Here is a 23,821-nt window from a genome sequence, read left to right on the forward strand (position 1 = left end):
GAAGTAAACCCGTATCCTGTGGAATCCCGAAACGTCATGCAAAGTTCCGCGCCCGAAGCCGAAACCCCCGAACAGCACTGGCAGGCCCGTTATGACGCGGGCTCGACCCGCTGGGACCGGGGCGAACCCAGCCCTTCCCTGGAGCGCTGGCTGGCGCTCACCGATCTCGCGCCCGGCGCCCATGTGCTGGTGCCGGGCTGCGGCTATGGCCACGAGGTGCCGGCGCTGGCCGAACGCGGCTTCCGGGTCACCGGCCTGGACGTGGCGCCCACCCCGGTCGAACATCTGCAGGCGGTGCTGGAACGCCGGGGCCTGCAGGCACACGCGGCAGCCGTACAGGCCGACATGCTCGACTGGATGCCGGAGGCGCCCGCGGACGCCATCTACGAGCAGACCTCGCTGTGTGCCCTGCCTCCCGCGCAGTGGGAGGCGTACGCCGATCGCCTGCGGCGCTGGCTGCGCCCGGGTGGCGAGCTGTTCGCCTGCTTCATGCAGACCGAACGAGAAGGCGGACCGCCCTATCATTGCGCGCTGCCCGACATGCAGGCACTGTTTCCCGAGGAGCACTGGATCTGGCGCGACGACGCCGGGGCCACGGAGCACTTCAACGGCAAGCATGAAATCCTGCGCCGGCTGATCCGGCGCTGACACGGGCCGCCCGGCGGCCGGGAGGTGACCATGTTCCTGCAGCCCCCCAGCGGCCTCAACGCCATCCGCGCGGTGCTTCTGGATCTCTCCGGTGTCCTGTATGTCGGGGACAAGGCACTGCCCGGGGCGGCCGATGCCCTCCGGCGCCTGCACAGCGCCGGCTACCCGGTGCGCTACGTCACCAATACCACGCGGCATTCCCGATCCCGCATCGTGCGGGAGATGGCCGCGCTGGGCTTCAGCATCCAGCCGGAGCACCTGGCCACCGCGCCCGCGGCCATTCACGCCCGCCTGCAGGCCGAAGGGCGGCGGCCGCTCCTGCTGCTGAATCCGGATCTCGCACCGGAGTTCGCGGACCTGCCGACGGAAGATCCCGACGTCGTGGTCATGGGCGACATGGGCGAGGCCTTCGACTATGCCCATCTCAACGGCGCGTTCCGGGTCCTGATGCACGGGGCACCCCTGTGGGTCATGGGACTGAACCGGTATTTCCGCGAAGGGGACGGTCTGTCGCTGGATCTGGGCCCGTTCGTGCGCGCGCTGGAATTCGCCGCCGACGTCACCGCGGAAAACTTCGGCAAGCCGGACCCGCGCCTGTTCCACGCCGCCGTGGCCGATCTGGGACTGCAACCGGAAGAGGTCCTGATGGTGGGGGATGACGTGACCGCCGATGTCGACGGGGCACTGGAGGCGGGCATGGCCGCCTGCCTGGTGCAGACGGGCAAGTACCAGCCCGGCGACGAGAACCTGTGCGGTCACCCCGGCGCGGGACTGGCGGGCGATCTGGCGGATGTCGTGGACGGCCTGCTGGATCCCGCCTGCCATCCCGAGCGGGAACGCCCCTGAATGAGGACCGCCCCGACGGACTTCCGGGGGGAGAAGACCGACGGGGCGGATAGGGTACCGGACCACGAACCCGGCACGACCCGCCAGAGCGGGCCGCACCGTTGATCGTGATCAGGCGGCGTCGTTACGGAAGATGAAGTGGTGCCGGGCGCCGCGACGCTCGTCCTGCTGCCGCGCCACCTTCTGCACTTCCGGACGGTTGGCGAACTGCGCCAGGGTGATGCCGTCGAGGAAATCGTACAGCTGCTGGCTCAGCTCGTCCCACAGCTCGTGGGTCAGGCAGCGATCGCCCTCCTGGCAGTCCTTGTGGCCCTTGCAGCGGGTCACGTCCACCGACTCATCCACCGCGGTGATGATGTTGGCGACGCTGATCTGGTCAGCACGCTTGGCCAGACGGTAACCACCGCCGGGACCGCGGACCCCTTCGACCAGACCCGCCTTGCGCAGCTTCGCAAACAGCTGCTCCAGATAGGACAGGGAGATCCCCTGGCACTGGGAAATGTCGGCGAGGGTCACCGGACCGATCCGGTCGTGAATCGCCAGGTCCATCATTGCTGTCACCGCATAGCGGCCCTTGGTCGAGAGTTTCATGTCTTTCGCCTCCGAAATCGTGGTCGGTATGTCGCCTTGCTCCTTTTCCCAGTCCTTATGGCAACAGATTCCGTTCCTAGTTCCCGACAACCATGGTCAGGAATAATTCCGCTATCCTAACAAGCGTTTTGACAGATTTCACGCTTTTCTAACGGTTGTACGCATTAGGATATTCGGGAACGGGCAAAGTTCCAACAATCGCGGGGATTTTTTCCCGTGGCGGTATCGGGGCTATTGGCCCGGACAGACTACGACCCCGCCCGGGCCTCCGGCAGTATCAGCACGGGCGTGCCGACCGGGAGACGGGGGAACAGCTCGATGACCTCGTCATTGCGCATGCGCACGCAACCATGCGAGGCCGGCTGGCCGATACGCCCCTCTTCGTCGGTACCATGGATGTAGATGTAACGCTGCAGCGAGTCGATGCCCTCGCCACGGTTCACGCCATCTTCCAGACCTTCCAGCCACAGGATCCGCGAGGTGATGTTGTCACGCGGACTGCGTTCATCGGGGCCGGTGAGGATCTCGGCCGTCTGCCCGGTATTGCCCCGGGCGCGGAAGATGGTGCCCTTCGGGGCCCCCTCGCCGAAGCGCTCGGCGATGCGATGGAGACCCGGCGGGGTCTTGAGGCTCCCGTCCTCGTTACCCACGCCGTTCTCGGCGGTGGACACCTCGAAGATGTCGGTCACCCGGCCGTCCTCCCACACGTAGAGGCGCTGCTGGTCGACGCGGACCACGACCACCGGCAAATCGGCGGAGGCCCGCGCCCGTTCACGGGCGTCGGCCACCACCGGTTCGATCCATTCGAGCGAGGGCAAGGTCACGTCGCCTACTTCTTGTTGGCCAGGTCGAGGACTTCGCCCGCGACCGGGGTGTTTTTCACGCCGTCGGCGCGGGCCGCGGCCAGCTGGTCCAGATAGCCATCCGGCAACTCGGTCACGTATTCACCGGTGAACACCGAGCAGTCGAATTCGTCGATCGCGCGGTTACCGCGCCACACCGCCGCCTTCAGGTCTTCCAGGTCCTGATAAATCAGGCGGTCGGCCGCGATCGCCTCGCACACCTCGTCCTCCTCGCGCCCGTGGGCGATCAGCTCGTGTGCAGCCGGCATGTCGATCCCGTAGACATTGGGATAGCGCACCGGCGGCGCGGCGGAGGCGAAATACACCTTCTTCGCCCCCGCCTCGCGCGCCATCAGGACGATCTCGCGCGACGTGGTCCCGCGCACGATGGAATCGTCCACCAGCATCACGTTCTTGCCCCGGAACTCCAGCGAGATGGCATTGAGCTTCTGCCGTACCGACTTCTGCCGCTTGGTCTGCCCCGGCATGATGAAAGTTCGGCCGATGTAGCGGTTCTTGATGAAGCCCTCGCGGTACTTGATATCCAGCTCGTGGGCCATCTCCAGCGCGACGGTGCGACCCGTGTCGGGGATGGGCACGATCACGTCGATATCGTGATCCGGCCACTCGCGGCGGATCTTCTCGCCCAGCGCGGTGCCCATGCGCATGCGCGCGCGATGGACGAACACGTTGTCGATCACCGAATCGGGCCGGGCAAAATACACATGCTCGAACATGCAGGGCGTCAGCCGCGTATTCTCCGCGCAGGCGCGCGTGTACACCTCCCCCTCGGGCGTAACGAACAGCGCCTCGCCGGGGGCCAGGTCACGCTCCAGCTCGAAGCCCAGCGACTCCAGCGCCGCGCTCTCGGAGGCCGCCATCCACTCCCGTCCCTCACCGTCTTCGGCCTCGCGCGAGCCGTAGACCAGCGGCCGGATCCCCTGCGGGTCGCGGAACGCCAGCATCCCGCGGCCGGCGATCATGGCCACCACGCCGTACGCCCCGCGCGCCCGCTGGTGCACCCGTTCCACCGCATCGAAGACAGAGTCCGGCGTCAGGCCGTTGTCGATGAACCGGAGCAGCTCCTGGGCGAAGACGTTGAGCAGGATTTCGGAGTCGGAATCCGTATTGATGTGGCGCCGATCGGTCGCGAACAGCTCGTGCTTGAGTTCCCCGGCATTGGTCAGGTTGCCGTTGTGCCCCAGCGTGATGCCGAACGGCGAATTCACGTAGAACGGCTGGGCCTCGGCCGAAGACGAGGAACCGGCGGTGGGATAACGCACATGGCCGATCCCCATGTTGCCGGTCAGCGTCTGCATGTGGTGATTGTTGAACACATCGCGCACCAGCCCGTTGTCCTTGCGCAGATGCAGCCGCCCGTCATCGTCGCAGGTCACGATGCCCGCGGCGTCCTGGCCACGGTGCTGCAGCACCAGCAGGGCATCATAAATGGGCTGATTGACCGGGGAACGGCCAACGATTCCGACAACTCCGCACATACTGACTCCAGGGGGTTCGGGATGGCCCTTGCGTGACCGGGCCGGATCGGTGATTCGTTTCGACGGGTAATGATTACGGATGACGTCCTATTGCGGCGCATCCGGCGGTTCGGCGTCCGGTTCGGCCCCGGACTCGAACGGGAACGAGGCCTCTCCGCCGGCGCCCGCGTCCGTCTCGCCGCCGGACAGCAGACCCTCCAGCTGTTCCTGCCAGTCTTCGGGGAGCAGTCCCAGCATCCAGTCGACCACGCGCTCGAAATGCGGGATGAGCATGCTGCGCTCCCACCAGCCCTCCTCCGGCATCAGGGTCAGCGAGGCGAGGAACACCAGCATGGCCACCAGCACCACACCGCGCAGAGCACCAAAGATGACGCCCAGGGCACGGTCGGTCCCGGTGAGCCCGGTTCCCTTCACCAGCTTGCCCGCCAGCACGCCCAGCAGGCCGCCCACGATCAGCACGGCAATGAACAGCACGGCGAAGCCGATCGCCAGACGGATGGTCTCGTCCGGGATCGCATCCGGCAGCACCACGGCCACGTCGGCGGCAAAGCGGATGCCCACCCATATGCCCACGATCCACGTCGCCAGCGAGAAGGTCTCGCGCACGAATCCGCGGAACAGGCTGATGACTCCTGATACGGCGATCAGGGCAACAATGACAAGGTCGATCCAGTTCACGGTATCAGTCTATCGCAGGCTTGCTGGAACACGTACATCGATGCGTGGCGACCTTCAGGGGAAGGTCACCACGATCCCGGACAAACCCCGTTCTTCTTCCAGGTCCTCGCGCAGGCGGATCGCCGCTTCGCGATCGGCCCGAGGCCCGACCTTCACCCGGTAGACGGTCTCGCCGTCCACCGTCACGTCCTCGATAAACGCCGCCAGGCCGGCATCCCGCAGGGCCCGTTCCTGTTCGCGCGCATTATCCCCGTCACGGTAACTGCCGACCTGGACCGCCCATCCACTGCTAACCTCCTGCGTCGGTTCCCCCTCGCGCCGCAGCGGTTCCGGCCCCTGCGCCGCGTCGTCCCCGGCCATGTCGTCTTCCGCGTCAAGGTCCGATGGCAGTCTCCGCGCCTCCGCAACGCGCGACGTATCCATGCCGGGCGTTTCCATCTCGTCCTCCGGTGCTTCATCGCGCATGCGCGTGTCACGTTCCGATGGCAACGGCACGTCCGGCTCGGCGAACTGCGGTGCCTCGGGGACCGGGTCTTCCGCATCCGTCATGTACTGGTAGCCCGCCCCGTCGAACAACCATGGCAGGAAAATCACCGCGAGCGCGATCAGGATCACCGCGCCGACCAGGCGATAACGAACAACCGGCTCGTCGCTCACGGTGACACCTCGGCCGTGCATACCCGCTTCACCGGGCGCGTCGCCGTGGCTGCCGCCTCGGCCAGGAACGCGGGCCCTTCGGTCGCGGCGGCAGCCACGGTGTGGAACGACCCGAACACCACCACGCGGCCCGACGCCCCGGCCAGCTCCCGCGCCCGATCCAGCCCCTGCGCCACGCTCGCCGCAGGGGCTTCAACCCGGCCGACACCGGCTGCAGCCAGCTCCGCGGCCATATCGGCCGCCGGCAGCGCGCGCGGAAGATCCAGGGACAGCGGCACCCAGTGGTCGACCACCTCGTCCAGGGCCGCCCACATCGCGGCACGCTCCTTGTCGGCCATCACCGCCACGGCGGCCACCACCGGACCCGATACCGGTCGCGCCCGCAGCCAGCGAGCCAGTTCCGCGACCGCATGCCCGTTATGGGCTACGTCGAGCAACCATTCGGGCTCGGACCCACCCGGCAGAACCCGCTGCAGCCGACCCGGCGCCTGGCTGCGCAACGCGGCCTCGACCACCGCGCCGTCCAGGCGGTATTCCAGCCCGAGACCCGCCACCACGGCCATGGCCGTGGCCAGGTTCACGCGTGCCGCACCATCCACGCTCGCGACCACCTCCGGCGCGAGTTCCAGCAGGGTCTCCTCGCCTTCGAAGCACCACCGCAGCGCATCCGCGCGCCCCACTGCAGGCTGCAGGTCGTAGTCCTCGCCCACCCGACGTACCGGCACGTCGAGCAGGCGAGCCCTGGCCTGCACGCTGTCGGGCGGATCCGGGTCGCCCAGCATCAGCGGGCGAGCCTCGCGCAGGATCCCCGCCTTTTCGGCCCCGATCGCATCGCGGGTGTCGCCCAGCCATTTCTGATGGTCCAGATCCACAGCGGTAATGACCGCAATGTCGGCGTCCCAGATATTGGTCGCGTCCAGCCGCCCGCCCAGGCCCACTTCCAGCACCTGCACGTCCACCGCGGCCTCGCGAAACAGCCAGCCGGCGGCAAGCGCGGCGAATTCGAAATAGGTCAGCGAGTCCTCGCCCCGCGCCCGATCCACCGCGTCAAAGGCCCGGCACAGTGCATCGTCCTCGGCCTCGCCGCCGTTGATGCGAATGCGTTCGTTGTAGCGAACCAGGTGGGGGGAGGTGAACAGACCGGTGCGCAGACCCATTGCCTGCAGCAGGGCCGCGGTACGCGTGGCCACACTGCCCTTGCCGTTGGTCCCGGCCACCAGCACCGTACGCGGCGCATGCCGGCACAGCCCCAGGCGATCGGCGACCAGGGTCGCCCGCTCCAGGGTCAGATCCATGGCGACCGGATGCAGGGTCTCCTGCCAGCTCAGCCAGTCGTCGAGACGTTCGAAGCGCACGGCCTCAGTCGGCCGGCCGGCCGCGGCTTTCGTCCGCTCCCGCGGTGGCCGGCACGGCCGCGTCCACGGAACCGGAATGGGCTTCGCGGCTTCCGGGCTCGGGATCCTCACCCGGGGCCGGCGCGTGCATCATCATGCCCAGGATGGACGCCATGCGGGTGCGCATCTCGCGACGGTCGACAATCATGTCGATGGCACCGTGATCCAGCAGGAATTCCGAGCGCTGAAAGCCCTCCGGCAGGGTCTCTCGCACCGTCTGCTCGATCACCCGCGGGCCGGCAAAACCGATCAGCGCCTGGGGTTCCGCCGCGTTGACATCGCCCAGCATGGCCAGACTGGCCGAAACCCCGCCCATGGTGGGATCGGTCATCACCGAGACGAACGGGATGCGCTCCTCGCGCAGGCGCGCCAGTACCGCGCTGGTCTTGGCCATCTGCAGCAGCGAGAACAGCGCCTCCTGCATGCGCGCTCCGCCCGAGGCGCTGAAGCAGACCAGCGGGATCTGTTTCTCCAGCGCCCGATCCGCACCGCGCACGAAGCGCTCGCCGACCGCCGAGCCCATGGAGCCGCCCATGAAACGAAAATCGAAGGCCGAGGCCACCAGTGGCCGGCCCAGCAGCTGCCCTTCCATCACCACCAGGGCGTCGCGCTCACCGGTGGATTTCTGCGCGGCTGCGAGGCGGTCCTTGTATTTCTTGGAATCGCGGAACTTGAGGACATCCGAGGATTCGATGTTTTCCGCAATCTCCTCGCGTCCCTGTTCGTCGAGGAAGGTCTCCAGACGCCGCCGCGCGTGCATGCGCCGGTGATGCCCGCACTTGGGGCAGACATCCAGATTGCGCTCCACCTCGGGGCGGTAGAGCGTGGCGTCACAGCCTTCGCAACGCACCCACAGACCTTCCGGGACCCCGCGCTTGTTCGCGTTGTCGGTGCGGATGCGCGAGGGCATCAACTTTTCGAACCAGCTCATGCCGACTCCGTCACGGACGCAAAACGCGCATTCTACACCGAGCCGGCGGCACTCGTGGAGCGTGCCGCATCCATCGCGCGACGCATCTCACCGAGTTTGTCCGCCGCCGCCCGGATGAAGCCCGCCGAATCCCCCGGATGGGCCTCCGCCAGACTGACCAGCGCACTGCCAACCACTACCGCGTCGGCCACCCGCGCCACGGCCGCCGCGGATTCCGCATCGCGGATCCCGAAGCCTACGCCCAGGGGCAGATCGGTGTATTGGCGGATCGCGTCGAGACGTTCATTCAGTGCCGAGGGGTCCAGACTCTGCGAACCGGTCACGCCCTTGAGCGAAACGTAGTACACAAACCCGCGTGCCGCACGCGCCAGGTGACCGATCCGTTCGCTGGAGGTTGTCGGGGCCACCAGGAAGATCGGATCGATCCCCGCCCGGTCGAGCAGCCCGGTCACCTCGTCGCATTCCTCCGGCGGCAGGTCCACCGTCAGCAGACCGTCCAGCCCGGCCGCCGCGGCCTCGGTGGCGAAGGTCTCGAAACCCATGCGCTCGACCGGGTTCAGATAGCCCATCAGCACCACCGGGGTATCCGCGTCGCGTTCGCGGAACTGACGCACCATCTCCAGCACGTCGCGCAGCCCGGTGCCATGCTGCAGGGCCCGCTCGTGTGCGCGCTGGATCACCGGCCCGTCGGCCATCGGGTCGGAAAACGGGACCCCGAGTTCGACCAGGTCCGCGCCGGCCTCCACCAGCGCATGCATCAGGTCGACCGTGGCGCCCGGTTCCGGGTCGCCGGCGGTGATATAGGGCACCAGGGCCGCACGCCCGGCCCCACGGCATTGTTCGAAGCGTTGCTGGATGCGGCTCACAGCGTAATCCCCTCGCGGTCGGCCACGGTGGCGAGATCCTTGTCGCCACGGCCGGACAGGTTGACGATGATGCTCTGGTCCGGGCGCATGGTGGGCGCCAGATCGAGCACGTGCGCGATCGCATGGCTGGTTTCCAGCGCCGGGATGATGCCCTCGGTGCGGGTCAGTCGATGGAAGCCGGCCAGGGCCTGATCGTCGGTCACCGACACGTAGCTCGCCCGGCCGATGTCCTTCAGCCACGCATGCTCCGGCCCCACGCCGGGGTAGTCCAGCCCGGCCGAGATGGAGTGCGTGCCGATGATCTGGCCGTTGTCGTCTTCCATCAGGTAGGTGCGGTTGCCGTGCAGCACGCCGGGGCGCCCGGCGCCCAGCGGCGCGGAATGGCGCCCGGTATCCACGCCCTCGCCGCCGGCTTCCACGCCGACCATCTCCACGGACTCATCCGCAAGAAACGGATGGAACAGTCCGATGGCATTGGAACCGCCACCCACGCAGGCCACCAGAGTGTCGGGCAGGCGACCGGTCGCTTCCACGTGCTGCTCGCGAGCCTCGCGTCCGATCACCGCCTGGAAGTCGCGGACCATCGCCGGATACGGGTGCGGACCGGCGACCGTGCCGATGATGTAGAAGGTGTCGTCGACGTTGGTGACCCAGTCGCGCATCGCCTCGTTGAGGGCATCCTTCAGGGTGCGGGTCCCGGAGGTCACCGGCACCACCTCCGCGCCCAGCAGGCGCATGCGATAGACGTTGGGGGCCTGGCGGCGGGTATCTTCCTCGCCCATGTAGATTACGCACTCCAGGCCCAGGCGAGCCGCGACGGTGGCGGTGGCCACGCCGTGCTGCCCGGCCCCGGTCTCGGCGATGATGCGCTTCTTGCCGAGATGCCGCGCCAGCAGTGCCTGGCCGATGGTGTTGTTCACCTTGTGCGCGCCGGTATGGTTGAGATCCTCGCGCTTGAGGTAGATCTGCGCGCCGCCCAGCTCGCGCGACAGCCGCTCCGCGTGATAGAGCGGATTCGGCCGCCCCACGAACTGCCGCAGATCGCGATCCAGCTCGGCCAGAAATGCCGGGTCCTTCATGTAACGTTCGTACACGCCCTGCAGTTCGTCCAGCGCCCCCATCAGGGTCTCCGACACGAACCGCCCGCCATACACGCCGAAATGCCCGCGGGCATCCGGGAACGCCCCCCAGTCGATCGCTTCACTCATTCAGTGTCACCTCGTTGCGTCGCACCGCGCGCACGAAGGCGCGCATGCGTTCCGGTTCCTTGATCCCGGGTGCGGACTCCACCCCGGAACTCACGTCGACCCCCCAGGGCCGCGTTACGTTCAATGCCGTCTGTACCGACTCGGGATCCAGACCGCCGGCCAGCAGCCACGGCCGTGGCAGATCGGCCGGAATCCGCGACCAGTCGAAGCGGTGACCGGTTCCGCCGGTACGCCCGCCACCGTGGCTGTCAAGCAGGAACCCGCGTGCCTGCGGGTGCGCGTCCATCGCCCGGCGCGGATCCACATCGCCGGCCATCGCGACCGCCTTCAGATACGGCCGGCCGAACCGCGCACAGTCCGCCGCCTCCTCGTTCCCGTGAAACTGCAGGCAGTCCAGCGGCACGACGTCCAGGACCTCCTCCACCCGCCGGGGATCCGGATCCACGAACAGACCCACGGCACTCACCAGCGGCGGCAGCGCCGCGGCAATCCCTGCGGCCTGCTCCGCGCCCACGCAACGCCGACTGGCCGGGTGAAACACCAGGCCCACGGCATCGGCCCCGGCCTCGGCCGCCGCGCGCGCCTGTTCCGGGGTCGTGACCCCGCAGATCTTGATCCGATAACGCATTGGCCAAGCCTACCAGAACGCGCCGGATTCCCGCGGATACCCTGCCCGGGATCACCCTTACACACTGGCCGGCACCGGTCCCAGAACCGGTGCCTCCTGATCCGGCAGCGCAAACTCCGGCGGGTATTCCACCTGCACGAAGTACAGCCCCCCGGCCGGCGCCGTGATCCCCGACTGGCGTCGATCCCGCGCCGCCAGCACCTCACGGGGCCACTCCAGCTCCGCGCGGCCGTCGCCCACCGCCAGCAGTACGCCCGCGATGTTGCGCACCATATGATGCAGAAACGCATTGGCATGCACGTCCACCAGCACGTACTCACCGCGCCGCCGGACCGTCACTTCGTGCACGCGACGCACCGGCGACTTCGCCTGACAGGCCGCCGCGCGCAGACTGGTGAAATCCTGCTCGCCGACAAAATGCCGCGCCGCCTCCTGCATCCGCGCGACATCCAGCGGCCGCCGCCACCAGGCCACGCGGCCCGCCTCCAGACCCGGCCGCACGGGTCGGTTCGCGATCACGTAGCGATACCGGCGGGAACGCGCCGCGAAACGGGCATGGAACGCCGGTGCGACTGGCTGCGCCCAGCGAATCGCAATCGAATCCGGCAGGTTGGTGTTGCCCCCCAGGATCCAGGCATGGGCCTCACGCCGGCTCGCGGTGTCGAAATGCACCACCTGAGCCGTGGCATGCACCCCCGCATCGGTTCTTCCGGCGCAGGTCAGCTCCAGCGGGTGATTCGCGACGAAGCTCAGCGCCTTCTCCAGCTTCTCCTGCACGCTGGGCCCGTCCTTCTGCCGCTGCCAGCCCAGCCACGGCGTACCGTCGTATTCGACCCCGGCCGCCCAGCGCTGCAAGCCCGCCTCCGGTTCCCTTGTCTCGCCCATCCGCTGCCCGTACTCCCCGTCTTTCCTCGGTGCCGGTTCATCCCGTCACCCAACCGCCCCACTGCAACCCCAGTGCGACCATTCCCACCAGCGCCATCCAGCCGGTCTCCACTCCGCGCCAGCGATCCTCGCGCACCGGCATCGGGGAGCCCGGAACGGACTGTTCCCGTTCGGCCGGATCCAGGGCCGCGTCCAGCCGCTGCACCAGCCATTCACGCACCGTATCCACCCTCGCCCTGCGGTCCCCCGACAGCCGGCCCCGCCGAGCTTCGATTCCGGCCCGGTCGCGTTCGAACGCCTCCAGCGCCAGGAACAGCCGGCGCGCGAAAGAGTGTCCGGCCCCCAGCGCTGAACCCCGCCGACCGCCCAGCACGCTGCCCAGGGCCGGCACCAGTTCCGTGCGCGCGTACCGATCCGTCAGCCAGACCACGGCCAGCACCACCAGCATCAGCGCCACGATCCGCGTAGCTGCCTCCCGCAGCCCCGCCGCGGTGCCTCCATCCACGGGCCACAGCCCGAAGAACAGGGCCAGCGACAGGTAGAACCACTTCATGCGCCACCACATGCGCAGCGCACGCTCCCACGGGAACGCCCGCAGCCCCGGGGCCAGCAGCAGAGCCGGCACCGTCACGGAGACAGCCACCGGGGATGCCGTCAGCACGCCCCCCGACAAGAGCAGAACGGCCCCCAGGGCCCCGATCGCCGGTTGCATGACCACCTCCCCAACGCGAAAAGGGGCCCGCAGGCCCCTCTCGCCGGTACGGTCCGGACCGCGGGCGAACCCGCCGACCGGCCACCCCGTCAGGCGTCTTTCAGTTGGTCCTGGATCGCCCGGGCCCGCTCTTTCTCTTCATCCGACCCCGAGGCCATGATCTCGTCGATCAGGTCCTGCGCGCCTTCCTGATCACCCATGTCCGCATAGGCCTGGGCCAGGTTCAGCCGGGTCTCGTTATCATCTTCGCCTTCGGCCGCCGGAGCTGCGGAATCCAGCGCCGCCGGTTCGTCTGCTTCGGCGGACGCAACCGGTGGCTCGTCGCCGCCGGCTTCGTCGCCCAGCAGTTCGTCCAGATCCATGGACGGGACATCGCTGCCGGCATCGCCGCCGGCAGGCTGACTGTCATCGGCAGAGGGCAGATCCGATTCCTCGATATCAAAGGACAGATTGTCGAGGTCGTCGAGATCCCCCGCCGCATCCCCGGCTTCCGAACCCTGACTGGCAGCGGCCAGCTCTTCGTCGAGCCCGGTATCGGCCTCGAAATCCATACCGGAATCGAGCTCACCGGCCGCCTTTTCCGGCGCCGCCGGCTCGCCCGCACCCGAGCCCTCCTGTTCCTCGGCAAAACCCGACAGGTCAAACTCCCCGGGTTCGTCGGCCGAATCGCTGGCTGCGGTATCCGCGGACGGCGTACCCGAGGCCGCAGAACCGTCGCCCGATCCGGCTTCCAGGTCCGCGAGTTTCTCGCGGATCTCGCCGTCTTCCGGACCCAGGCGTTCACGCAGGCTGGCGGCGGCCTGGCGCATCTCGGAGTCGCGCTCCTGAGCCGCGAAGGCTTCCACCAGCTTCAGGCGGTACTGGAGATTATCGGGCTCGTCGTCGATGGCCGAGGACAGGGTATCGACGGCCTGATCGTTCATGCCGTAGGCAAGGCAGACATCCACCTCGGCCAGCACGTCGTCGGCGCTCATACCCCCGGTTTCCGACGCCCCGCTTTCACCAACCGGGGTCGGCTCGCCCACCGATTCTTCCGCCTGGCTAATGCCCGTGTCGTCCCCACCGCCCGGGCGCGCCGGAGTGGCCGGAACCTCGTCCTGCGGTTCCGCAGCGGAGTCGCCAGTCGAGGCGGCAACGGCGCCTCCGGCAGCCCCCCCCGTGGCACCCGCCACCGCGGCGCCCGAAACGGACGGCTCGGACGCCTCCTCGCGGGCCTCGTAACCGCTGCGCGGATCCGGGGTCGCCTTGACGCCGGAGTTGTCCACCCGGGCATTGCGGTCGCCACCCGGGCCACCCGGGCCGCCACCACGACCGCCGCGGGCAAATGCCAGCAGAACCAGCACCAGCAGCACCACCAGAGCGATGGCCATCATCATGAGCAGCGGATCGTTCATGATCCGCTGGTGCAGCGGAGCGTCACGTTCGGCCTCGGCCTCTTCCATGCGCGCCCGCAGTTCCGCCCGCTCGTCCTGCAGCTCCGCGAGCTGGGCTTCCAGCGTGGCCAGTTCCTCGCTGGCGATCTCGGCCACCTGTTCGCGATCCTGCAGGGATTCGCGCATGCGTGCGATTTCTTCCTGCATTTCGTCCATTTCGGCGCGCTGCGAGATCAGGGCCTCCTGAACGACTTCGGGCGATTCGGCGATCAGCGCCGCTTCCTCACCTTCCGGCAGCACGTCGGTGACGATTTCGAGACGATCATCCACTGCGTCCGCATCGTCTTCGGCCGCCACGGCTTCGTCATCTTCGCGTTCGGCTTCCTCTTCACGGACTTCTTCGGGATCTTCCTCGGGCTCGTCCCTGGCCTCTTCCTCGACGGCTTCCTCGGCCACGTCCGGATCCGTCTCCTCGGTCACCTCGTCTTCGGCGACCTCGGGCTCGGGCTCCGGTTCGGGACGCGTACGCGCCTGCCAGGCTTCGGTCTGACGCTGGATCTCTTCACGCGCCCCGGCGGCATCGACGGCTTCCAGCGCCGCACGGTCCGGCGTGCGCAGTTCCGCGTCGGCACGCAGCGCATTGACGTTGCCATCGATAAAGGCATCGGGATTTTCCCGCAGGAACGCGAGCATGGCCTGCTCGTTGCTGACCCCGCTCAGCCCTGCCCGCTGCACGATCGCATACAACGTGTCACCGGAGCGTACGCGATAGGTGTCCTGCGGGGCCCGGCGGTCATCATCGGGCGCGGCCGCGGTGGTGCGTGCCGCCGCACGATCATCCGGAAGCGTGCCCGGAGGATCCAGCAGCAGGTTGATTTCACGGTAACTGCGCCCCCCGTCCCAGCGGGCTTCCAGAAGGACCCCGATGTAGGGCTCGCGCACGGGCTCGCGGGTGCGCAGGACGACTTCGCGATCCTGCCCTTCGCCACGCAGTTCAACCCGCAGGTCCCCCGGCACGCGGCCCCGGTCCAGTCCTGCACGGCGGTACCGTTCTTCGGAGGCCTGACGCACCTGCAGCGATTCATCGGTCGCCGCGCCTCCGCGCAGCGCCACCCGGACATCCAGCGCCTGGTTCAATGTGGACCGGATCTGGGGATCGCCCAGCCCCACGGAGCTGGAAGAGGCCGGCGCGACCAGCAAAAGAATAATGAGCCCGAATAGTAACTTGCGCACGAACGTCCCCCTGTGTGTGCGTGGTTGCTGTCCGGGGCCGCCCGTGTCTCTGCCGACACGGGCTGTTGCCCGGCCCCTTGAACAATGAGGCTACCAGATCCCCGGCATATTGTGGGATTTAATCACAGGTAATCGCGGATCAAAACCTCGGCGATCTGGATCGTGTTCAAGGCTGCGCCCTTGCGCACATTATCGGAGACCACCCACATATCCAGCCCGCGGGGATGCGAAATGTCCTCGCGGATACGGCCGACGTAAACCGCATCGGTGCCACTGCTTTCGGTCACGGCGGTCGGGTACCCTCCGTCCTCGTGGCGATCCAGCACCTCGATGCCCGGTGCGGCCGCCAGCAATTCGCGCGCGCGTTCGGCCGAGATCTTCTCGCGGGTTTCGATGTGCAGCGCTTCAGAATGCCCGTAAAACACCGGGATGCGCACCGCCGTGGGATTCATCTGGATGGACTCGTCACCCATGATCTTGCGGGTCTCCCAGACCATCTTCATCTCTTCCTTGGTGTAGCCGTTGTCCTGGAAGACATCAATGTGGGGCAGCGCGTTGAACGCGATCTGCTTGGGGTAGACGCTGCATTCCACCGGGCGACCGTTCAGCAGTGCCGCAGTCTGGTGCGCCAGCTCCTCGATCGCGTCCTTGCCGGTACCGGAAACCGCCTGATAGGTGGCCACGTTCACGCGTTCCACGCCGACGGCGTCGTGCAGCGGCTTGAGCGCGACCAGCATCTGGATGGTGGAGCAGTTGGGATTGGCGATGATCCCGTGGCGCTCGTAGTCGCCCACCGCATCCGGATTCACCTCCGGAATCACCAGCGGGATCTCGGGGTCATAACGGAACTGCGAGGTGTTGTCGATCACCACGCATCCGGCCGCGGCCGCCTTCGGCGCGTATTCCTTCGACACCGACGCTCCCGGCGAGAACAGCCCGATATCCACCTGCGAAAAATCGAACTGCGCGAGGTCTTCCACGATCAGCTCGCGGTTCCCGTAGGAGACGGTGCTGCCGGCCGAGCGTTCACTGGCCAGGGCATGCACCCGGTCCAGCGGCAGGTCGCGCTCGGCCAGGATGGAGAGCAGGGTCTCGCCGACGGCACCGGTGGCGCCGACGACGGCCACGTTGAACTTGCGATCACTCATGTCGGGGTCCTGTAACGTTGAGAAGGGGTGTCAGGCGTCATCCAGCGCAGCCACCAGCGCATCGCCCATGCCCTGGGTCGACACCAGCTGCATGCCGTCGCCATGGATGTCCGGGGTGCGCAGGCCCTGATCGAGCACCCGGCCCACCGCGGCTTCCAGGCGTTCCGCAAGATCGTTGCGGTTCAGGCTGTGCCGCAGCATCATGGCAATCGACAGCACCGTCGCCATCGGATTGGCCTTGCCCTGCCCGGCAATGTCCGGCGCGGAGCCATGGATCGGTTCGTACAGGCCGACGCCCTCGCTGTTCAGCGAGGCCGAGGGCAACATGCCGATGGACCCGGTCAACATCGCCGCGGCATCCGACAGGATGTCACCGAACATGTTGCTGGTCACGATCACGTCGAACTGCTTCGGATCGCGGACCAGCTGCATGGCCGCGTTGTCCACGTACATGTGCGACAGCTCGACCTCGGTGAACTCCTGCCCGACGCGCTCGACCACCTCGCGCCAGAGTTCGGACACCTCCAGCACGTTGGCCTTGTCCACCGAGCACAGGCGCTTGTTGCGCTTCATCGCGGCTTCGAATCCGACCCGCGCGATGCGCTCGATCTCGGATTCACGATAACCGGCGGTATTGAAGCCGTAGCGCTCGCCGTCGCGCTGCTCGATGCCGCGCGGCTGGCTGAAATAGATCCCGCCGGTCAGTTCGCGCACGATCAGCAGATCCAGCCCGCTCACCACCTCGGACTTGAGGGTGGAGGCCGCGGCCAGCTGCGGGTAGAGGATCGCCGGGCGCAGATTGGCGAACAGCTCCAGATCGGAACGGATCCCCAGCAGGCCGCGCTCGGGACGCAGATCGCGTTCCAGGGATTCGTACTGCGGGCCGCCGACCGCGCCCAGCAGGATCGCATCGGCGCGGCGCGCCTGCTCGCGCGTCGCCTCGGGATAGGGGTGGCCCGCCGCATCATGCGCGGCGCCCCCGATCAGACCCTGTTCGATCTCCAGTTCGAGGCCGCCGATCTCGGCGACGCGTTCCAGCACTTTCAGCGCCTCGGCCACGATCTCGGGCCCGATCCCGTCACCGGGCAATACCAGAATTCGGCTCACAAACCTCTCCTAACCATCAGATCCATCAAATTTTTTCCACCCGTAGGAGGCCAGCCCTCTGGCCGATGGAGCCTGTCCTGGCGCCCAATCGGCCAGAGGGCTGGCCTCCTACGGGGGTAACCCCGTCCTGGCGCCCGGTCGATCCGACCGTTATTCCACCATCCACGGGCGTTCCTGCCGCAGGTGTTCTTCATAGGCGCGGATGTCATCGGCGTACTGCAACGTCAGGGCGATATCGTCCAGCCCGTTCAGCAGGCGGTGGCGCCGGTCCTCGTCGAGCGTGAAACGAAACACCGTACCGTCCGGCGCCGTTACGGTCATCTCTTCCAGGTTGACCTCCACCTGCGCACCCGGATTCGCCTCCACCTGCTCGAACAGGTTCTGCACCTCGTCCTCGGCCAGCACCACCGGCAGCAGCCCGTTCTTGCAGCTGTTGGAGAAGAAGATGTCGGCGAACGACGGTGCGATAACCGCGCGAAAGCCGAAATCGGTCAGCGCCCACACCGCGTGCTCGCGCGAGGAGCCGCAGCCGAAGTTCTTGCGCGCCAGCAGGATGGTCGCCTGATCATACGGCGGCCGGTTGAGCACGAAGTCGGGGGCCGGCCGGCGCTGCGAGTGGTCCATGCCCGGCTCGCCCGGGTCCAGGTAGCGCCAGTCGTCGAACGCGTTGGGGCCGAAGCCGGTGCGCTTCACCGACTTCAGGTACTGCTTGGGGATGATCGCGTCGGTATCGACATTGGAGCGGTCCAGCGGCGCAACGATCCCCTTGTGAACGGTAAAGGCCTGCATCGCTCAGCCCTCCAGCTTCGACGGTTCGATGAAATGCCCGGCAACGGCCGCCGCGGCCGCCAGCGCGGGGCTGACCAGATGGGTACGCCCGCCCTGCCCCTGACGGCCCTCGAAGTTGCGGTTCGAGGTCGAGGCGCAGCGCTCGCCCGGCTCCAGCCGGTCGGCGTTCATCGCCAGGCACATCGAACAGCCCGGCTCGCGCCACTCGAAGCCGGCGTCCAGGAAGATGCGGTCCAGCCCTTCCTGCTCCGCCTGCTGCTTCACCAGCCCGGAGCCCGGCACCACCATCGCCAGCTTGATGTTGTCGGCCTTCCTGCGACCCTTGACCACCTCGGCGGCGGCGCGCAGGTCCTCGATCCGCGAGTTGGTGCAGGAGCCGATGAACACCTTGTCCGGCCGGATCTCGGTCATCGGCGTGTTCGGCTGCAGGTCCATGTACGCCAGTGCGCGCTGCATGCCCTCGGCGCGCACGGCATCGGACTCGGCCGCCGGGTCCGGCACCCGGCCGTCGATCGGCGCGACCATCTCCGGCGAGGTGCCCCAGCTGACCTGCGGGGCAATCTCCGCGGCATCGAGCTCCACCACCGCGTCGAACTCGGCATCCGGGTCGGAAACCAGCGTACGCCAGTACTCGGCGGCCCGCTCGAACATCTCGCCGGTCGGCGCCTGCGGCTTGTTGCGCACGTACTCGATGGTCTTCTCGTCCACCGCCACCATGCCCGCGCGGGCCCCGGCCTCGATGGACATGTTGCAGATGCTCATGCGGCCCTCGACCGACAGGCTGCGGATCGCCGATCCGGCAAACTCGATGGCATAGCCGGTGCCGCCCGCGGTGCCGATACGGCCGATGATCGCCAGCACGATATCCTTGGCGGTCACGCCCGGGCGCAGCTCGCCCTCCACGCGTATCTGCATGGCCTTCGTCTTTTTCTGCCACAGGCACTGCGTGGCCAGCACGTGTTCCACCTCGGAGGTGCCGATGCCGAAGGCCAGCGCGCCCAGCGCACCGTGGGTGGAGGTGTGCGAGTCGCCACAGACCACGGTCATGCCCGGCAGGGTCGCGCCCTGCTCCGGACCGATCACGTGCACGATGCCCTGGCGCACGTCGGCCATCGGGAAGAACTTCAGCCCGAAACCGGACACGTTGCTCTCCAGCGTCTCCACCTGGGTGCGCGAGACCGGATCCTCGATCCCGGCATCACGATTGGTGGTGGGCACGTTGTGGTCCGGCACCGCCAGCACGGAATCCCCGCGCCAGGGCTCGCGCCCGGCCAGACGCAGCCCCTCGAAGGCCTGCGGACTGGTCACCTCGTGCACCAGGTGGCGATCGATGTAGAGCAGCGTCGAGCCGTCCGGCTCTTCGCGCACCACATGCGCCTCCCACAACTTGTCGTACAGGGTCTTGCCTGCCATTTCTCACTCCCGCGGCCGCGCCGCGTTCTGTCGTTCTTGCGCCCCACCGCCGGCGATCCACCGGCGCCATAAAGGCCCGCCCTTGCACAGCGCCCCAACACGCACCGTCATTGCGAGGAGCCGAAGGCGACGCGGCAACCTCCGAAAGCTGGCAGAGCGCCAGTGTCCGGTCCCGGTGGTTCCGGACGGAGGTTGCCACGGCCCCTGCGGGGCCTCGCAATGACGGTGCCACTGGCCACGCGGCGCAATGACGTCATTTCAGGACAACCGTTTAAGCAGAGTCTGCGGCCGCTCTTCTATTCTTTCAAATCCGATTTCTTATCCGTATCATTCCATATGGTTATCAATCGGCGGCAGACGAGCCGGATTCCGCCATCGAATCGGCCATTATCGCACGCGGCCCCCGGAGAGACAGGCATGCGCCCGGAGCAACTGAGTGTTGAGTCCCTGCAGGCCTTCGTCGCGGTGGTCGACACGGGTGCGTTCTCCGCGGCAGCCGAACGTCTGCACCTGACGCAGCCAGCGATCAGCAAGCGCATCCACTCACTCGAGGCCACCCTGGAACGCCCTCTGTTCGAACGTCAGGGACGCCGCGTGCGCCCCACCGAAGTCGCCGAACGCCTGCTGCCCGAGGCCCGCGAGATCCTCGCCCGGCTGCGGGCGATCGAGCAGCAGATCGCGGATCTGGACACCGTGGTACGCGGTCGCATCCGCCTGGCCACCTCCCATCACATCGCGCTGCACCGCCTGCCCGACCCGCTGGCCGCGCTGCGCGGGCGCTACCCGGAACTCGAACTCGAGCTGGCATTCATGGATTCCGAGGCGGGTATCCAGGCCGTGCTGCACGGCGACGCCGATCTGGCCCTCGCCACGCTGCCCGAGTCGCTGCCCGACGGAATCGAGGCCCGGACCGTGTGGACCGACGAACTGGTGCCCATGATCGCCCGCACGCAGGCCATCCGAACGCCCGGCGACACCCTCGCGCGCCTGCGGGACTGGCCGGCCATCCTTCCCCCGGTGGATTCCACCACCCGTCGGCGGATCGAACAGGCCCTGGCCACGGCGGAGCTGCACCCGGCCGCCGCCCAGGAGAGTCCCTATCTGGAGGTGATCCGCATGATGATCGCCGCGGGTCTCGGCATCGGTTTTCTGCCGCGCGACATGGCCACCGACGATCTCGCGGTGCTCGACTGGCCAGGGCCCCCGGTTGTCCGATCCCTCGGCTGGGTACGCCACGCCGCTCGCTACCGCTCGCGTGCCCTGCAGGCCGTCATCGAGGAACTGGAGGGCGCGACGCAGACCTGAATTCTCGCCGCTCAGGGAAACACTGATCAATGTACACGCTCGCGTTGGCACCCCAGGTTCCGCGAGACAAGGCGCGGTGCGCAGCCGGTAGTGGTTCTACCGGCAAGTGCCGCAACGCAGGATCGGGGAACCTGGGGTGCCAACCCCCACAATTTATTGAATGCAGGGGCTCGGCCGCCCGTTGTTGATCAAAAAACGGGCGCGCGCACGGCGTTGCGGCTCCCTTGTGCAGAATGACTGCACGGCGGTCGCCGCGCCTTGTTCGCACGCAAAAGCGACTCGAGCGCGAACGTGTACATTGATCAGTGTTTCCCTCAGGCGGCGTCGTCGGCCTGCACGCGCACACAGTTGCGCCCTTCGGCCTTTGCTTCGTACATACCCAGGTCCGCCCGGGCCAGAACGGCATCGACCGATTCCTCCGGCATCCAGGCGGCCACTCCCACGCTCGCGGTCATGCGCACCACCGCATTCCCGCTCTGTACGCAAAGGGCCTCGACCTCGGAACGCAGGCCCTGCGCGCGCTTCTCCGCCCGTTCCAGCGGCACGCCTGGCAGCAGAACCCCGAACTCCTCGCCGCCCAGCCGGGCCAGGGTCTCGCCGGGCTTCAGGGCATCGATCAGCACCCGCGCCACCCGACGCAGGAGCTCGTCACCGACGGCATGACCGTGGCGATCGTTCACACCCTTGAAGTGGTCCAGATCCAGCAGCACGACGGTCAGCGGCTCCCCCTCCAGACGCGTGCGATGGCGGGCCGCCTCGGCGGCATCGAAGAATCCGCGCCGGTTGGCCACGCCGGTCAGCGGATCCGTGGTGGACATCCGCACCAGCCGGTCCATGGCCGCAAACTGCCAGTGGCGCAATGTATCCTCGCGATGCGCGATGGCCAGCAGCGCAAGCAACACGAAGGAGACAAACAGCCCCGCCAGTCGGGCCTCGGCTTCCTCGGCGCCGGCGGCACTGCCAAGCACCACCCCCCAGGTCGCGAGTAACAGGACCACGGTGAGTCCCCAGCGCCAGCGACCGGTGTTCGGCAGCAACAGCACAAACACCACCCCGACAAACGCGAACTGGCTGACGTCCAGCGCCGGATTCGAGTGTTCCAGTCCATAGACAAAGGTCAGCGCGAGGGTCAGAAGCGTCACGCCGATGCCGGTCAGCGGGGCGACGGTGAGCAAGCGTTCCGGCCAGCGCCAGACACTCACCGCCGCCGCCACGAGCATCACCGCGAAGATCCCTCGCAGCCCCAGCGCGAGCGAAAGCCATTCGGCCTCCAGGCGCGACAGATCCAGCGAGACCAGCGCCCCCAGCATGGCCAGTATCAGCGCGAGGACTACCAGGAACGTCCCCCGCATCCCGCGCGAACGCTCGCTGCGAAAACGTCCTTCCAGCTCCCGGTCCGGGAACTCGGCCGTCCACGGGGAAGGGCGCGGCAGCGACACCGGGAGACCGCCATACGGCATGTAGCTGGGACGATCGGCCACCCGCTTCCCCTTCGAATGGATATTGACAGTGCAGGATCCCACGACAGCTGTGAGCGTACCAGAGGCATACCGTGACCGGCACGGGGATTCGCTCAGGCGTGCAGGGCCTCGCGCGGCAGCGCCGAGGAGATCATCCAGGCGGCAAAGACAAACAGGGTGGAAGCCACCAGCGCCCCCTCCAGCCCCCAGAGCATGAAGATGGCACCGGAGGCGACGGTCCCGACCAGACGCCCCCCGGCATTGGCCATGTAGTAGAAGCCAACCTTCATCGCCACGCGGTCGGCCTCGGCGTAGTCGAGGATCAGGAACGAGTGCACGGCCGAGTTGATGGCGAACACCACGCCGAACACGCCCAGCCCGACCATCAGCACCCAGGCCGGATCCAGGCCGGCCTCCAGGCCGATCACGATGGCCAGCGGCAGCAGCATGAGAACGAACGCCCACAGACGCGCGGTCAGCCCGGTCGGATGCAGCCCGCCGCGGCCCAGCAGGCGCGGCACCGACGCCTGCACGATGCCGTAACCGATCACCCACAGTGCCAGAAACGCCCCCACCTGCATGTGGTTCCAGTCCAGGGTCGCGCTCAGGAACACCGGCAGCGCGACCACGAACCAGACATCGCGCGCGCCAAACAGGAAAAAGCGCGCGGCCGAGAGCACGTTGATCGCGGTGGAGTTCGAGAACATCCGGGTGAACTTCGGCTTGCCGCCGACCTTGCCAAGGCCACGCGGCAGCCCGACCACCGAGAACAGCATCACCACGGCGAGCATCCCGGCCAGGACCACCAGGGCCATCTGGAATCCGACCGAGTACAGCAGCGCCCCACCGACGAAGAAACCGACCCCCTTCAGCGCGTTCTTGGAGCCGGTGAGCACCGCGACCCAGCGAAACAGACGCCCTTCGCCGTCGCCGGCGACCAGCTTCACCCCGGATTTCGCACTCATCTTGTTCAGATCCTTGGCGATCCCCGACAGGGCCTGCGCGAACATCACGTACGCCACGCCCAGCCACGCCTCGGGCACCGTGAGCATCAACAGCGCGGCGACCTGCAACAGCGTCCCGCCGATCATCGTGGTGTTCACCCCCAGCCGCGCGGCCAGCCAGCCGCCGGTAAGGTTGGTGACCACCCCGAACAGCTCGTAGAACAGGAACAGGAAGGCGATCTCCAGCGGGCTGTAGCCCAGCTGGTGGAAGAACAGCACGACCAGCATGCGGATCGCGCCGTCGGTGATGGTGAACGCCCAATAGTTCGCGGTGATGCGCGCGTAGGCGCCCACGCCGAGTACCGGCGAAGCGTCAGGATCCGGACCAGGGAAACGCTGATTCATGTACACGCTCGCGCTCGAGTCGCTTTTGCGTGCGACCAAGACGCGGTGACCGCCGTGCAGTCATTCTGCACAAGGGAGCCGCAACGCCGTGCGCGCGCCCGTTTTCGATAACAACGGGCGGCCGAGCCCCTGCATTCAATAACTTGTGGGGGTTGGCACCCCGGGTTCCCCGATCCTGCGTTGCGGCCCTTGCCGGTAGAACCACTACCGGCTGCGCACCGCGCCTTGTCTCGGAAAACCCGGGGTGCCAACGCGAGCG

Annotated in this window: 22 protein-coding genes; 3 read left to right on the forward strand and 19 right to left on the reverse strand. The window is 67.5% G+C overall.

Annotation, left to right across the window (positions count from 1 at the left end):
* Positions 1–36: 36 nt before the first annotated feature.
* Positions 37–648, forward strand: coding sequence for a methyltransferase domain-containing protein (locus F573_RS0108520; RefSeq protein WP_019022222.1), 612 nt, complete (start codon positions 37–39; stop codon positions 646–648).
* A 30-nt stretch (positions 649–678) separates the two neighbouring features.
* Positions 679–1,494, forward strand: a complete 816-nt coding sequence (locus F573_RS0108525) for a TIGR01458 family HAD-type hydrolase (protein ID WP_019022223.1) — start codon at positions 679–681, stop codon at positions 1,492–1,494.
* Positions 1,495–1,605: 111 nt separating this feature from the next.
* Here F573_RS0108525 and iscR read toward each other — a convergent pair whose 3' ends face one another.
* The 17 genes from iscR to leuC all read right to left on the reverse strand — a co-directional run bounded on the left by iscR (position 1,606) and on the right by leuC (position 19,448).
* Positions 1,606–2,085, reverse strand: a complete 480-nt coding sequence (iscR, locus tag F573_RS0108535) for a Fe-S cluster assembly transcriptional regulator IscR (protein WP_018936055.1) — start codon at positions 2,083–2,085, stop codon at positions 1,606–1,608.
* Between the two features lie 248 nt (positions 2,086–2,333).
* Entirely contained in the window at positions 2,334–2,909 is a 576-nt protein-coding gene (locus F573_RS0108540; protein WP_019022225.1) for a L,D-transpeptidase, read from the reverse strand.
* A 5-nt stretch (positions 2,910–2,914) separates the two neighbouring features.
* Positions 2,915–4,426 (reverse strand): amidophosphoribosyltransferase, encoded by a 1,512-nt coding sequence (gene purF / locus F573_RS0108545; RefSeq protein WP_019022226.1) that lies wholly within the window; start codon positions 4,424–4,426, stop codon positions 2,915–2,917.
* Between the two features lie 87 nt (positions 4,427–4,513).
* A complete protein-coding gene (locus F573_RS0108550) occupies positions 4,514–5,104 on the reverse strand; it encodes a CvpA family protein (protein ID WP_019022227.1) in 591 nt (196 codons plus the stop codon).
* A 54-nt stretch (positions 5,105–5,158) separates the two neighbouring features.
* A complete protein-coding gene (locus F573_RS0108555) occupies positions 5,159–5,782 on the reverse strand; it encodes an SPOR domain-containing protein (protein WP_019022228.1) in 624 nt (207 codons plus the stop codon).
* Positions 5,758–7,116, reverse strand: a complete 1,359-nt coding sequence (locus F573_RS0108560) for a folylpolyglutamate synthase/dihydrofolate synthase family protein (RefSeq protein ID WP_019022229.1) — start codon at positions 7,114–7,116, stop codon at positions 5,758–5,760. Before F573_RS0108560 ends, F573_RS0108555 begins: the two co-directional genes overlap by 25 nt.
* 4 nt (positions 7,117–7,120) lie before the next feature.
* Positions 7,121–8,086, reverse strand: a complete 966-nt coding sequence (gene accD, locus F573_RS0108565; RefSeq protein WP_018945734.1) for an acetyl-CoA carboxylase, carboxyltransferase subunit beta — start codon at positions 8,084–8,086, stop codon at positions 7,121–7,123.
* A gap of 32 nt (positions 8,087–8,118) precedes the next feature.
* Entirely contained in the window at positions 8,119–8,952 is an 834-nt protein-coding gene (gene trpA, locus F573_RS0108570) for a tryptophan synthase subunit alpha (RefSeq protein WP_018870832.1), read from the reverse strand.
* On the reverse strand, positions 8,949–10,160 hold the full coding sequence (gene trpB, locus F573_RS0108575; RefSeq protein ID WP_018870831.1) for a tryptophan synthase subunit beta: 1,212 nt from the start codon (positions 10,158–10,160) through the stop codon (positions 8,949–8,951). The genes trpA and trpB overlap by 4 nt, the downstream gene beginning before the upstream one ends.
* Complete coding sequence (locus F573_RS0108580; protein WP_019022230.1) at positions 10,153–10,788, reverse strand: phosphoribosylanthranilate isomerase; 636 nt, start codon at positions 10,786–10,788, stop codon at positions 10,153–10,155. Before F573_RS0108580 ends, trpB begins: the two co-directional genes overlap by 8 nt.
* Before the next feature lie 57 nt (positions 10,789–10,845).
* On the reverse strand, positions 10,846–11,673 hold the full coding sequence (gene truA, locus F573_RS0108585; RefSeq protein WP_026300863.1) for a tRNA pseudouridine(38-40) synthase TruA: 828 nt from the start codon (positions 11,671–11,673) through the stop codon (positions 10,846–10,848).
* 37 nt (positions 11,674–11,710) lie between these two features.
* Positions 11,711–12,385 (reverse strand): hypothetical protein, encoded by a 675-nt coding sequence (locus F573_RS0108590; protein WP_019022232.1) that lies wholly within the window; start codon positions 12,383–12,385, stop codon positions 11,711–11,713.
* A gap of 89 nt (positions 12,386–12,474) precedes the next feature.
* Positions 12,475–14,958 (reverse strand): FimV/HubP family polar landmark protein, encoded by a 2,484-nt coding sequence (locus F573_RS0108595; protein WP_026300864.1) that lies wholly within the window; start codon positions 14,956–14,958, stop codon positions 12,475–12,477.
* A 155-nt stretch (positions 14,959–15,113) separates the two neighbouring features.
* On the reverse strand, positions 15,114–16,139 hold the full coding sequence (locus F573_RS0108600; RefSeq protein ID WP_018870826.1) for an aspartate-semialdehyde dehydrogenase: 1,026 nt from the start codon (positions 16,137–16,139) through the stop codon (positions 15,114–15,116).
* A gap of 30 nt (positions 16,140–16,169) precedes the next feature.
* A complete protein-coding gene (gene leuB / locus F573_RS0108605; RefSeq protein WP_196801795.1) occupies positions 16,170–17,246 on the reverse strand; it encodes a 3-isopropylmalate dehydrogenase in 1,077 nt (358 codons plus the stop codon).
* A 150-nt stretch (positions 17,247–17,396) separates the two neighbouring features.
* Entirely contained in the window at positions 17,397–18,035 is a 639-nt protein-coding gene (gene leuD, locus F573_RS0108610; protein WP_019022235.1) for a 3-isopropylmalate dehydratase small subunit, read from the reverse strand.
* Positions 18,036–18,038: 3 nt separating this feature from the next.
* Positions 18,039–19,448 (reverse strand): 3-isopropylmalate dehydratase large subunit, encoded by a 1,410-nt coding sequence (gene leuC / locus F573_RS0108615; RefSeq protein ID WP_019022236.1) that lies wholly within the window; start codon positions 19,446–19,448, stop codon positions 18,039–18,041.
* A gap of 417 nt (positions 19,449–19,865) precedes the next feature.
* On the opposite strand from leuC, the gene F573_RS0108620 reads away from it, so the two are divergent.
* Positions 19,866–20,753: a LysR family transcriptional regulator gene (locus F573_RS0108620; RefSeq protein ID WP_019022237.1), complete on the forward strand. Its 888-nt coding sequence runs from the start codon at positions 19,866–19,868 to the stop codon at positions 20,751–20,753.
* A gap of 314 nt (positions 20,754–21,067) precedes the next feature.
* Here F573_RS0108620 and F573_RS0108625 read toward each other — a convergent pair whose 3' ends face one another.
* Positions 21,068–22,234: a GGDEF domain-containing protein gene (locus F573_RS0108625; protein WP_019022238.1), complete on the reverse strand. Its 1,167-nt coding sequence runs from the start codon at positions 22,232–22,234 to the stop codon at positions 21,068–21,070.
* 92 nt (positions 22,235–22,326) lie between these two features.
* Positions 22,327–23,562: an organoarsenical effux MFS transporter ArsJ gene (gene arsJ, locus F573_RS0108630; protein ID WP_026300865.1), complete on the reverse strand. Its 1,236-nt coding sequence runs from the start codon at positions 23,560–23,562 to the stop codon at positions 22,327–22,329.
* Between the last annotated feature and the right edge of the window lie 259 nt (positions 23,563–23,821).

The sequence above is a fragment of the Thioalkalivibrio sp. ALE23 genome (assembly GCF_000378545.1).
Classification (GTDB): domain Bacteria; phylum Pseudomonadota; class Gammaproteobacteria; order Ectothiorhodospirales; family Ectothiorhodospiraceae; genus Thioalkalivibrio.